15 protein-coding genes are annotated in these 12,520 nt (G+C 39.0%); 3 read left to right on the plus strand and 12 right to left on the minus strand.

All coding sequences use genetic code 11. The features are described 5' to 3' along the window. Positions 1-208: 208 nt before the first annotated feature. Genes V7149_RS06900 through V7149_RS06940 form a run of 9 tightly spaced genes read right to left on the minus strand, consistent with a single transcriptional unit; the run spans position 209 to position 7,505 of the window. Positions 209-856: a sensor histidine kinase gene (locus V7149_RS06900; RefSeq protein WP_335344911.1), complete on the minus strand. Its 648-nt coding sequence runs from the start codon at positions 854-856 to the stop codon at positions 209-211. Positions 857-876: 20 nt separating this feature from the next. After that, the gene (locus V7149_RS06905; RefSeq protein ID WP_335344912.1) at positions 877-2,382 is read right to left on the minus strand and encodes a nitrate/nitrite transporter; all 1,506 of its coding nucleotides are present in this window, start codon (positions 2,380-2,382) and stop codon (positions 877-879) included. Beyond that, positions 2,375-2,662, minus strand: a complete 288-nt coding sequence (locus V7149_RS06910; RefSeq protein ID WP_335344913.1) for a hypothetical protein — start codon at positions 2,660-2,662, stop codon at positions 2,375-2,377. The genes V7149_RS06905 and V7149_RS06910 overlap by 8 nt, the downstream gene beginning before the upstream one ends. Continuing rightward, the gene (locus V7149_RS06915; protein ID WP_335344914.1) at positions 2,649-2,960 is read right to left on the minus strand and encodes a hypothetical protein; all 312 of its coding nucleotides are present in this window, start codon (positions 2,958-2,960) and stop codon (positions 2,649-2,651) included. The genes V7149_RS06910 and V7149_RS06915 overlap by 14 nt, the downstream gene beginning before the upstream one ends. A gap of 5 nt (positions 2,961-2,965) precedes the next feature. Continuing rightward, complete coding sequence (locus tag V7149_RS06920; RefSeq protein ID WP_335344915.1) at positions 2,966-3,157, minus strand: hypothetical protein; 192 nt, start codon at positions 3,155-3,157, stop codon at positions 2,966-2,968. Next, positions 3,147-3,674: a Rieske (2Fe-2S) protein gene (locus V7149_RS06925; RefSeq protein WP_335344916.1), complete on the minus strand. Its 528-nt coding sequence runs from the start codon at positions 3,672-3,674 to the stop codon at positions 3,147-3,149. The genes V7149_RS06920 and V7149_RS06925 overlap by 11 nt, the downstream gene beginning before the upstream one ends. Positions 3,675-3,685: 11 nt before the next feature. Beyond that, a complete protein-coding gene (locus V7149_RS06930; RefSeq protein WP_335344917.1) occupies positions 3,686-4,246 on the minus strand; it encodes a 4Fe-4S dicluster domain-containing protein in 561 nt (186 codons plus the stop codon). Then, positions 4,247-6,436 carry a molybdopterin oxidoreductase family protein gene (locus V7149_RS06935; RefSeq protein ID WP_335344918.1) on the minus strand — a complete coding sequence of 730 codons (2,190 nt, stop codon included), beginning with the start codon at positions 6,434-6,436 and terminating at the stop codon, positions 4,247-4,249. It lies immediately after the preceding gene. After that, the gene (locus V7149_RS06940) at positions 6,423-7,505 is read right to left on the minus strand and encodes a hypothetical protein (protein ID WP_335344919.1); all 1,083 of its coding nucleotides are present in this window, start codon (positions 7,503-7,505) and stop codon (positions 6,423-6,425) included. The genes V7149_RS06935 and V7149_RS06940 overlap by 14 nt, the downstream gene beginning before the upstream one ends. A gap of 621 nt (positions 7,506-8,126) precedes the next feature. Here V7149_RS06940 and V7149_RS06950 point away from each other — a divergent pair. After that, on the plus strand, positions 8,127-8,342 hold the full coding sequence (locus V7149_RS06950; RefSeq protein WP_335344921.1) for a hypothetical protein: 216 nt from the start codon (positions 8,127-8,129) through the stop codon (positions 8,340-8,342). Here the strand turns inward: V7149_RS06950 and V7149_RS06955 are convergent. Beyond that, positions 8,328-8,882: a hypothetical protein gene (locus V7149_RS06955; protein ID WP_335344922.1), complete on the minus strand. Its 555-nt coding sequence runs from the start codon at positions 8,880-8,882 to the stop codon at positions 8,328-8,330. The two genes, V7149_RS06950 and V7149_RS06955, sit on opposite strands and share 15 nt — an antisense overlap. 515 nt (positions 8,883-9,397) lie before the next feature. Between V7149_RS06955 and V7149_RS06960 the strand changes: the two genes are divergently transcribed. Further along, complete coding sequence (locus V7149_RS06960; protein WP_335344923.1) at positions 9,398-9,850, plus strand: DinB family protein; 453 nt, start codon at positions 9,398-9,400, stop codon at positions 9,848-9,850. Positions 9,851-9,978: 128 nt separating this feature from the next. Next, complete coding sequence (locus V7149_RS06965) at positions 9,979-10,143, plus strand: hypothetical protein (RefSeq protein WP_335344924.1); 165 nt, start codon at positions 9,979-9,981, stop codon at positions 10,141-10,143. 353 nt (positions 10,144-10,496) lie between these two features. Here the strand turns inward: V7149_RS06965 and trpA are convergent, their stop codons facing one another. Further along, positions 10,497-11,282, minus strand: a complete 786-nt coding sequence (trpA, locus tag V7149_RS06970) for a tryptophan synthase subunit alpha (RefSeq protein WP_335344925.1) — start codon at positions 11,280-11,282, stop codon at positions 10,497-10,499. After that, on the minus strand, positions 11,279-12,481 hold the full coding sequence (gene trpB / locus V7149_RS06975) for a tryptophan synthase subunit beta (protein WP_335344926.1): 1,203 nt from the start codon (positions 12,479-12,481) through the stop codon (positions 11,279-11,281). Before trpB ends, trpA begins: the two co-directional genes overlap by 4 nt. Positions 12,482-12,520: the final 39 nt, after the last annotated feature.

The raw sequence follows: 12,520 nt of genomic DNA on the forward strand, positions 1-12,520 counted from the left end.
ATGTCCGGATGATTATTTAAAAGCATTTTTAATCCCATTCTAACAACGGCATGATCATCACAAAGAAGAATCTTAATCAAGTCATCTCCCCCATTCGTTTTTTTCTATGTATTCCATTATATAAAAATTTACAGCAGACTCCTAGTTTAGTGTGCTAAATATACAATAAGGGATTGCATACGCAAATCCCCTAAGTGTTTGTTTCATATTATAGTGGCAACTGAAGTTCAATCAGTGTACCTTCCCCTATTTTTGAAGAAAGAAACCATTGTCCGCCAATTAAATGCATACGCTCCTGCATGGCGGCTAGGCCGGTCGATTGATTCATCCCTTTTTCCATATCAAAGCCTTTTCCAGCATCTTTAATAAGGATTCGCAAATGGCTTTGCTCCCATATAAAGGTTACCTCCGCATTTACTGTATCCGCATATCTGGCAATATTGGCTAAGGCCTCCTGACAAACTCGGAATAATGTAATCCTTTCCTTTTCATTCAGAGAGACCTCTTCACCCATACTCACTAAATGTACTTCGATCCCGTAGGTGGAAGTATAAAGCTTTAAATAGCTTTTCATTGCCGGCAGAAGTCCAAGCGTCGTTAAGGTAGGAGGGTGTAATTCAACCGAAAGCAGCCTAATCTCTTGAATCGTTCTTTCTAGTAATTCAGCCATGCTGCCGACATAGCCTTTCATCGTGTCTTCTTCAACAGCTGATTGAATGAATTGCATACCAGTGTAAAGACTATACAAATTTTGCCCAACACCTTCGTGAAGTTCAATGGCTATTCGCTTGATTTCATCTTCTTGAGACTGAATGATATAAGAACTAATATTTCTTCGGGCTGATTTTGTATCCATACCTTCCTTCCTCTCTAGCGCTACGCTTCCTTCACATTCCTGCTCGACATATCACTACACATACCGGCATATTGTACAACTTCTCCGGCGTCATTTTTAATGGCACTAATCGTTAGCCATTGTAGATATGGTTCTCCATCCTTGCGTTTATTCCAAATTTCTCCTTGCCAGAATCCATTTGCTTCAATAGAGTTCCATAATCCTTCATAAAAATCTTTCGATTGCATGCCGGATTTTAAGATATTCGGATTCTTCCCGATGACATCGTTCTTTGTATACCCTGTAATTTTTGAAAATGCAGGGTTTATTGAAATAATTTTACCATGAATGTCCGTTACAAGAATCCCTTCAACTGTGTGATCAATTACTTGATTAGCAATCCCCATTTTTCCTTGGTAATACATCCAGATGACTAATATTAAGCTTGCTAAAGCGACTTCAGATAACGCCATAAACCCGATTGCATAATGGCCAGTAATATTAAACAGGATGGTTAAAATTAATGGCGGGAAAAATCCTCCAAGTCCGCCCATCGCTGAAACAATCCCATTGACGATTCCTGCCTGTTTATGAAAATACATTGGAACGAGTTTAAATATTACCCCATTTCCGACACCTGCACAAAGTGCAATCGTTAGACAGCCAAATGTGTACCAGCCGATGGATGGAGCGAAGGATAAGATCATCGCTGAAATTGTATATACTCCAAAAACGAACATTAATAAAATGAGAGAATGAAAACGGTCAGCTAACCAGCCCCCAAGTGGTCTCATCACAGTAGCAATCACGATGAACCCAGCTGTTCTTAAGCCAGCATCTACTTTATCAAGCCCGAAGCTTGCGACTAAAAAGTTTGGCAAATAAATAGTAAAGGCAACAAATGAACCGAAAGTAATAAAGTAAAATAAACTTAAGAGCCATAGTTTTTCGTTTTTATAAACACCTTTAATTTGTTCCATTAAAGGAGTTTTGACTCGATGTTCTTTTTTATCGCCTAAGAAGAAGTTGGCTACGATGAAAATGCCCAGAATAACAAGATAAAACTGAACAGTAGTAGACCAGCCAAACTTAGAAGCTAATACTGGGGCTCCGAAAGCTGATAGCGCAGTTCCAAGATTACCAGCACCATAAATTCCATTTACAAAACCATGGCGTTCCTTTGGATAATATTTTGGAAGAGATGTTACTCCTACTGAGAAAACCGCTCCGCCTATCCCTAAGAAAAGACCGCCAATTAATAAATCAGTGATAGATTTAGCAATGCTAATATAATAAACAGGGAAGATTAGCAAAATAAAGCTTATTAAAAAGATCGTCCGTGCACCAAATTGATTTGCATAATAGCCTAATGGAATCCTTAGTATGGATCCAAGGATAACAGGAATAGCTGTTACAAGTGCCAATTGATTCGCTGGTATGGCAATATCTTCTTTAATATAAGGCAATAAGGATGAAATTAATACCCACACCATGAAACCAACGACAAGGTTTAATGTTTGTAATGGAAGCTGTATTTTTTTAACCATTCAAACCACACTCTCTTCTAATCACATAGTTTAAACCTGATTGCTCATCCAAGGCAGACCATTCACCATCATTTAGCACAACTTTCGCCGTTAGTGGGACCGCAAAGAAATACCGGTCATCAAAATAAATGCGAAGATGTGTTCCATCTGGGCATAGCCCTGTTTTTTCAATCATTTTTTCCACAAAAGGGGCTTGATCCCCATTTTCTTGATCTAAAATTGCTACTTTAACTGTTTTTCTTACAAATGAATCTAACGTTTCCAGTTCAATGGGCTCCACAGCTTGAGCATCCTCTCTTTGCAGGGTAGATAAACATTTTATAGCCTTGAAGGTATTCCCAAAATGCAGAATCTGCATGCTCCTCAATAAAAGCCGCTGTTTCATCTTCTGAATTCCATTTGCTCATACCCTTTACTTCAGCAATAACGATTTCTATATCATTTTCAATTTTCTCTTCTAAATACCAGTTCAAACGGACACCGGCAAAAAGCTTTGTCAGCATTTGATCAATATCGCCAGCAAAATTTCCTGACGGCATTCTCATAAAACAAAAATCAAGATATGTTTCACTGTTCATTTGCTTCACGCCTTTACATTTTTCATCTTTTTATAAGCAAATAAGGCAATTGGAAAAAGGATAATATTTAATCCGCAAAATATTAACGTATTTACATAGTTTTCGTAAAAGAATTGATGGACCATATATTGTGTAAATACGATATTGAGAAACAAAACAGCAGCAAGGACAATGACTCCAACGTAACTACGCTTCATATCGTTTCACCTTTACTGCATATACAGCACCCTTCTCTACTTTTACTTGAATTTCTGGAAGAGGCCGTCTTGGTGGTCCTGCAGTTGGAGCACCTGTTTGAACATCAAATTTGCCGTGGTGACAAGGACAAACCATTTCTCCTTGATCCTTAACCCAAAATACGGGACAGCGTAAATGTGTGCATGCATTTTGGTAGGCAACATATTTATTTTCAGATAATCTTATTAGAATTGCATCATCATGTTCTCCTGGAAATTTGAAATCAACGGCATCTCCGATTGGGAGTTTTTCGACATCGATAATTTTTTTATGAGGATATTCCTTCTCCCCAAGACCCATTAATTCTTTTGCTGCAACCGCTCCCCAAGGAAGGGAGGAAACAGCGAACACCCCAGCTGCTCCCACTAACGTTTTCATAAAGCCGCGTCGGTCGAGCTTTCGTTCATTATTCTGATTAATATTATGTGTGTAATTATCTTCTTGAAAGGGGATTTTATTATTTTTATCTGATGGCACTTGAATCCCTCCTAAAACAACTTAGTTACGCCTTGTAAAATACCAGGCAGATTGACTTTCACGTTCGTTTCACCTTCAAGATAAGGCAGGCTCGTTACCCATTTGCCATTATCAAGATTGAATTGCTTTTTCTTATTTTCAATTTCTTCATCTGTCAGCCATTGAAGAGTATTAGATGGACAAACACTCGCACACATTGGCGGGATGCCATCCTTCGTCCGGTCAATACATAGGTCGCATTTATACATTAAGTTCTGTTCTGTATCAAATTTCGGTATTCCATATGGACAGGCAATCGTACAGTTTTGGCAGCCAATACATTTCTCGACTAATGCTGATAAAACAGCCCCGGTTTCATGTATCTGAATCGCTTGCGCAGGGCAGCTCCTGGCACATGCCGGATTCACACAGTGAAGGCACATGAGAGGCATGGTTTGCCGATTAACTAATGGATTTACATCGTAAACATAGTTCCGGTTTCTTTCCTCATGCCCCCCGCACTGTGTACAGGCGGCAAGGCAGGAACGGCATCCGATACAATTTTCTAATTCTAAATAGAGCCTCTTTTTCATTTACTGCACCTTCTTTATTTCAAGTTTTTCCATTTGAGCGGCACATGCTTTAAATTCTGGCATTCTTGAAATTGGATCAAGAGCACCGATTGTTAATAGATTAATAGATTTTTCATGGCCCCAATGGTAAGGAACAAACACGGAATCCTTCCGAATGGCCTCTGTGATTTTTACCTTATAGATCGTTTCTCCTCTGCGAGTATAGAGACGGACTGATTCTTCATGTTCAATATTGTATTTTGCAGCCGTTTCTGGATGTACTTCTACAAATGGATCAGGACACATATCATGAAGGAATTGAATTCTTCTCGTCTGATTTCCTGATAAATAATGGTAGACAACACGTCCTGTCGTTAAACGCAATGGGTATTCTTCATCTGGTTCTTCTGCGGATGGTCTGTATGGCAATGCAAAGATTTTTGCTCTTCCATCAGGATGATTGAACTTTTTATCTAAAAACAAACGTGGTGTTCCAGGATCATTCTCATCTTTACATGGCCAGAATACGCCGTCTTGCTTGTCGATCTTTTCCCATGTGACGCCGTAGTAATCAGCCGTTCCACCTTTGGAAGCGACACGCAGCTCATTAAAGATGTCTTCAGAGGTTTTTAAGTGTGAAAAATATTTGCCACGCCCCATTCGCTCGGAAATCTCTATTTGAATCTGCCAGTCTGGCTTTGATTCGCCTAGTGGCTTTTGTGCTTGATTGATCTTAATAATCCGTCCCTCAACATTTGTTGTTGTTCCTTCATCTTCTGCCCAAGTGGTTGTTGGCAGCACGACATCAGCAAATTCAGCTGATTCCGAAAGATAAAAGTCAACACATACCATGAAGTCTAGGTTTTTCAGCTGCTCACGAACATAGTTCTGATCTGGTGCTGAAACGGCAGGATTTGAACATAAAAGGTATAATGCGCGAATCGTCTTTTGTTGCATTAATCCAAACATTTCAAATGCGGATACACCCTCTTTTGGCATTTCTTCCGGTTCAATGCCCCACACCTTTGAAACATATTTTACGTGATCTGGATTCGCTATTTTACGATAACCAGGCAGAGCATCGGCTTTTTGCCCATGTTCACGTCCCCCTTGGCCATTCCCTTGTCCAGTAATGGTCGCAACACCTGATTTAGCACGGCCAATTTTCCCAGTAACAAGTGCCATATTTGTATAGCCAGAAACGTTATCTACCCCTTTTATTTGTTGCTCAATTCCTCTGGCAAACATGACAATTGCATTTGGAGCTTTTCCGTATAATTCTGCAGCCCGAATAATTTTCTCAGGTGCCACACCTGTGATCGCACTCGTATACTCTGGTGTGAATTCTTTTACTAGTTCCTTTGTTTCTTCAAAGCCATTTGTATGATTTTTAATAAATTCTTCATCTGTATAGCCGTTTTGAATTAATAAATTTAATATCCCATTGGCAAGTGCAAGATCAGTACCTGGTCTTAAATCAAGGTGAAGATCCGCTCTTCTAGCTACTGGTGTTTCCCTTGGATCTGCAACAATCACATAGCCGCCTCGTTCTTGAACTGCCCACACTCTGAACATCATGGTCGGGTGACATTCGGCGGTATTGCTGCCTGCAAGAAATATACAATCGGTATCCTGTATATCTGTCCATGGAATCGTTGAACCTCTATCGATACCCAGGGAACGATTTAATCCACCTGCAGCACTTGCCATACAGAATCGGCCATTATAATCAATGTAGCGTGTTTGCAGTCCAACCCGAGCGAATTTCCCGGTTAAGTAACACTTTTCATTAGTCATTGAAACGCCGCTATACACTGAGAGTGAATCTTTTCCATAATTCTCTTGAAGCTCGGTGAATTTTTTTACGATAAGTTCGTATGCCTCATCCCAGCTTGCTTCACGGAAGCCATTTTTCGTACCTTTTAACGATTGATCATCACGAATTAATGGTTTTAGCAAACGGTCATTATTGTTTACCTGTTGGTAAGCAGTAACTCCCTTTGGACACATCTTTCCAAGTGTAACAGGCCAATCATATCGAGGCTCTACCCCAATAATTTTGTTTGTTATTGTATTTACCCGTAAGTTCATCCCACACTGCATAGCACAGTAGCTACAGTGTGTTTTGATTAACGTTTCATTTGGGTGATTCAGGTTTTCAATATCTTTAAAAAACTGATCTCTCTCGTTTCTAAAATTAACCCTTTGCATTTTGATTGGCCTCCTTCACTTTTACCTCATGGGTAGGGAAACCGGAGAATTGTGCAATCCGGTATTTTCTTCGGCAAGGGAGGCACATTTCAGCAAGATGATGCCCTTCCTTTGTCATAAATTCGATATGATTCACGCCAAGTACTTCAACGACATCTTTTGATTGTTCTGCTGATACAAAGCCTTCTCCACAAATCTTACATTTTTTCATTTCTTGTTCTGCATAATGTTCTCTGTAGTTTCTTGCTAACACACTCATTGGGCGGAAAGGAATATGTGCTAGTTTTCCAAAAGGCAGATAAATGAGTGTAATAATGACGGACCACTGATGGATCAGTGACATTGCTGGCTGACCTGCACCGTGTAAAAAGATGTTCATAAAGGTTAAAGCTAAACCTGTGATACTAACTAATAAAAGCATGTAAAGCGGCAGGAAATCATATAGGAATTTCTGCTCCGCTCTTGCCTGCATATTTTTCAAGCGGCGGTAAAGCGCCATGCATACTCCTGCAATGACCATTACGGCCGTAATATTTAAGGCATTATAGGATAGGTTTGCAATGATTCCATCTGCTGGGACTGTCATGACATTCATGCCCATTGCGATAATATTGTAGTAACCATTGTCGTCCATCGTGAAATACATCCAGCCGAAAACGAGAGGAAAAGTCACTAAGCAAGAAAGGATACATCCCCAACCGATTAGGACGTGCTGGGTCCATCGGTAAATTCCCCTATTCCAGATGAAATTGTATGTAGCTAAATGCTCTACAGATGTTTTTGGTGTTGATTTTCTAAATAGCAGTTTAATTCCCTTTTTGATAAAAATCTTTGTTGGCGGTCTTTCGCCCCAAGCGATAAATCGATAGAAGAACCCTCCGATAAATACGATTGTTCCAACCATATATCCATAAAGGTTTAAATCAACATGTGTGAACATTCTTGTTCCAATAAAGGATAGGATGACTAATCCAAGAACTGATAGAAACATAGACTTAGCAAAATTTGATGCAAATGCATTATTAATTGAATTGACGCGCTTTTCTTCAACCGCGGCTTTTGCCTGCATGTTTATTCCTCCTCATTCCAAACGATTAACTTACCCTTATTGTAAGAGTTAAGGAATTTTAAACATATCGGGGAACTTCCCTATCTTGTGGGGGAAATCCCCTTATCTTGAATTATGGGAAACTATTTGTGTTTTTTTACTTTTAACCCAAAAATCCCTTGGACAAACATCACTGATTATGAGTACTTTTTCTAAAATTCCTATTATCAAATTTTTCTGAAACCAAAACGAACTTTCTAACGTATACCTTTTATCGGAGGTGTTTTATTATGAAAAAAGGGATCATCATCTTTCTGGTCACAATCATAATTGAAACGGGGCTCACAATTTTTCTTGCTTCATTTTTTTCCGTGCGATTTATTGAATTGATGTTTTTTGCTGGGGTTGCCTTTTCAGCATTGACCNNCAAAATAGGTGCTTCCACTGGCATCATTCAGAATAGGGAAGAATTTAAATTGCGCCCAAATTATGTTGTTTATGCTTCAATTCTATTTCTCTTCATTGGGCTCATTATCTTCATCTTATTATTAACGAATGTAATACCTCCTGCTTAATCAAGTTGGAGGACTATAATCAATAAACATGATAAAATAGAAAGACAATTATTAAGGAGTGATTTGAGTGGCTAAATCAAAAGCAAAAAAACAGAGGGAGAAATCCGTCCGTGAGGGAAAAAGAAATCCTGAGTGCAGCAGAAGCACGTTTGTATTCGTAGACATGAGGACAAGAACAACAAAGACAAAGAAAGATTATCTGAATCGTCAAAAACATAAGAACCATACACTTGTTGATGGAAGTGATGGTTCTTTTTATTTTGTCAAATTATTGAGCTTTTAAATATTTTTCCCGATAGGTGATATAGGATTGTAAACTTCCTTGATAAATTAGTCTATGAGAGGATGCTTCCTTAAGGTCTTGTGGGGTGATCATGCAAAGATGCTTATTATTTATATCGAGGAGCCTGCCTTCTTGTAACACCATGGCAACAAAATGTGAGCAAAAAAAGGCGTGCTTTCTATGAATTCTTTTATTTAAAGCAATGGCCAATAAGCCAAGCAAATTGTAGCGATATTTTTGCTTATTTTCATCGATTTTTTTTATTAAATTTAACATTTGATAATATTTCTTTTCACTTACTGTAAATACATATACTGCACAAGATGCATTCTTGAATAGCTCTGACCGAATATCTTCCTTTACAAATCCGCCAACAAAGGGATTCCTTGGTCTTTTTCTACCAAAACTGTACACCTCAGTCAGTTCACAGTCGAAGCCAATCGAAGCATGGTTATGGCATTCTTTCGTATATAACTTAATCATTCTAGTAAATAACGTTCCTGTATCGGTAAGCAGAAGATACACCTTTCTGTCCCCCATGAATAACCCTCCTGCAAAACAATTCAAATTGGAATCCCTAAATCTATTCCGCAACTCTTCTGCTTCCATTAAAACAAATTTTCATTTTATTCATAAGACACTAGAGATTTATATTTTGGTAGGACCTGAGACTTAGTTCTAATCTTCATTCATACCTACTCATACCCATTATTATACAAAAATTATTCACCTTTGGATATTAAAAAAGTGAAATCATATGAATATTTTGAATATAGATATAAAGAAGAATTGAAGTTAGTAAGGGGGAATTTCATGTAGTCCTGGTTAAATGTATTTATAATGATCATCATTGTTTGGATACTGATTGAAGAAGGGATTTATTTTTTTGTTAATCGCAGCATTTTCGGCCAATCCTTTTTAGAAAAGAAATGGAGAAGCCTTATAATGCTGATAAGGAAGAAAATCAAAAGGAATGCATCTTAATTGCAATTTTGTCAAAATTATTAGAGGATGATATTGAAGGAGTACATAATAATATATTTGGAGGTATACGCATGAATCCTGTTAATCATTTTCTTTCACATCGTACCGTTACAAATGCCTTAGTTGAAAAAATCGAAGAATCCAATTACGATTTTAAACCCACTGAAACTTCGATGAGTGCACAAAAATTAGTGACACATATTTACACGTCCTATTATAAGTTTATTAAAACAGTTAAAGAGGGCAACGGATCTCCGTTTATGGAGAAGTTCGAGAATACGCAATTGTCTCTATCGCAGCTAGGTGAAGAATCCACAGAGAAAACAAAAGAGCTTCTAGCTTCACTTACGGAAGAAGAGCTTGACCGCGAAATCGACATGTCGAAAATTTTCGGAATGAAAGTGTCGGGCCATCAAATGGTGCAAATGGCCATTGAACATGAAATTCATCATAAGGGTAATTTATTTGTCTACGTCAGGGAAATGGGACATACCGAACTGCCATTTTACATAAGTCATAAATAATAAAGTAAAGATTAAACAGACTTGCAGCCATTGCTAGTCTGTTTTTTTGCGGCAAAAATATAGGGTAAAATTCTTGATGGTTGTACATATTAACATTGTCAGCAAGACTTATTTAAGGAGGCATGATTGTGACTAAACAAGGAAGACATAATTTAAATCAAACCCGCGCTCAAATTGAAAAACAAGACAAAAGAAACGATATCGAACTAGGTGAGGAATTCCAAATCGGAAATGATTCTTCTCAGAGTCAGAAAAAAAGCGGGAAACAGGTTAATATGAAGAAAATGAAATAATAAGAAGGCCGCTTCGATAAATGTCATCGAAGCGGTATTTTTTAAGTAACCTTCATGGCTACCGTTTTTATGGATTCATGGCAAAAACGAGCTCCATGAACACTTCATAACGACCGTTTTCACTAACTCATCGCAAAAACGAAATCCATGAACGCTTCATGACGACCGTTTTCAATAGCTCTTAGCAAAAACGAGAGCCATGAACACTTTATGACGACCACTTTTCCCGGTTTTTGGTAAAAATGAGCTCCATGAACACTTCATAACTACCGTATTCATTGACTCATAGTAAAAACAGTCGCCATGAGCAATTCATGACGAGCGTTTTCACTTTCCCATAAACAAAACCCGTCTTAATTTTCAATATTCGCCATTTTAGAAGCTTTAATCAACTTTTCAATTCCATCAAGATCCCCTCGTTCAAAGAGCTCAATGATTTTGCTTCCGACAATAACGCCATCACAATATTGGTTCATTTCCTGCACATGTGTTGGGGATGCTATCCCAAAGCCAGCCAAAATAGGCAGGTGACTTACGCTCTTAACCTTTTGCAAATGCTCCCCAAGCTGTTCATTGAAACCTTTTCTTGCTCCAGTTATCCCATTAACTGTAACGGCATATAGGAAACCGCGCCCTTTGCTGGATATTTCTTGAACCCGCTCTAACGGACTCGTTAATGTTACGAGTCTAATGATCTCAATACCAGCCTTTTCTGCGTAAGGAGCAATAAGATCTTCCTCTTCTATCGGCAAATCAGGTAAAATCAACCCATCTACACCTGAACGGGAGCACTCATCCAAAAATGAATGAATGCCGTAAGCCATGATCGGATTCATATAAGTCATAAAAATTAGTGGGATATGTACAATTGGGCGTATTTCCGCAATGGCCGCCAATATTCCCCTCAATGTCGTTCCACTTTCAAGAGCTCTAATGCCAGCTTGCTGGATAACGGGCCCGTCAGCTACAGGATCAGAAAAGGGAATCCCAATTTCAATCGCCGTTGCTCCTGCTTTTTCTAAAAAAGTAATCCGTTCTGCCAACCTATTCAGTCCGCCATCTCCAGCCATAATATAAGGAACAAAAGCCTTCTCGTTATTCTTCCCCAAGACTTGCATCACTTTTTCAATCCTGTTCATTTCTCAATCCCTCCTAATCTTGCTTTTACCGTTTCCACATCCTTATCGCCTCGGCCTGATAAGCAGATGACTAATCCTTCATCCTCCTTCATTGTTGGGGCCAGCTTTAATGCATAAGCAACTGCATGGGAACTTTCCAAAGCGGGAATAATTCCTTCTAACCGACAAAGGAACTGTAAGGCTTCCATTGCTTCTTCATCGGTAATAGATTCATATTTCACCCGGCCAATATCTTTTAAATAACTGTGCTCAGGTCCGACACCTGGGTAATCAAGCCCGGCTGAAATGGAATGGGCCTCTTTAATTTGTCCATCTTCATCCTGAAGTAAGTACATGAGTGCGCCATGAAGAATTCCTGGTTTTCCTTTTGTCATTGAAGCTGCATGCTTTGAAGTATTTAATCCTAATCCTGCCGCCTCTACCCCATACAACTGAACATCTTCATCTTTAATAAATGGATAAAACATCCCCATAGCATTGCTTCCGCCACCGATACAGGCCACAATTGCCTCGGGAAGCTTTCCTTCTTTTTCTATAAATTGCTGCTTCGTTTCCTTCCCAATAACACTTTGAAAATCACGGACAATCATCGGAAAAGGGTGCGGCCCCATTACGGACCCAAGAATATAATGAGTATCCTCCACATTCGTCACCCAATATCGTAACGCCTCATTGACAGCATCTTTAAGGGTTGCACTGCCTGACTCAACACTGACAACCTTTGCACCTAAAAGCTCCATTCGAAACACATTCAGCTGCTGTCTGCGAATGTCCTCAGCTCCCATATAAATAATGCATTCTAAATTAAGAAGTGCACAGGCAGTTGCGGTAGCCACTCCATGCTGTCCTGCCCCTGTTTCGGCAACAATCTTTCGTTTCCCCATTCGGGCGGCCAGTAAAGCCTGACCTAAGGAATTATTAATTTTATGTGCGCCTGTATGGTTTAAATCCTCACGTTTTAAATAAATCTTTGCCCCTTGAAGATGCTTTGTTAAGTTTTTGGCAAAGTACAATGGCGTTTCCCGTCCAACGTAATCTTTTAGAAGATCATTTAGCTCGTTTTGGAACTCTGGATCTTCCAGCGATTTTTTATATTCTGTTTCGAGTTCAAGAACTGCTTGCATTAACGTTTCTGGCACAAATCTTCCCCCAAATGCACCAAAATGTCCACGTTCATCAGGTAATGTATAGGTTGTCATAATAGTTCCTCCCGTTGTCAGGCAAATTTTCATGTTTAT

This window comes from Bacillus sp. JJ1503, from assembly GCF_036965125.1.
Taxonomy (GTDB): domain Bacteria; phylum Bacillota; class Bacilli; order Bacillales; family Cytobacillaceae; genus Cytobacillus.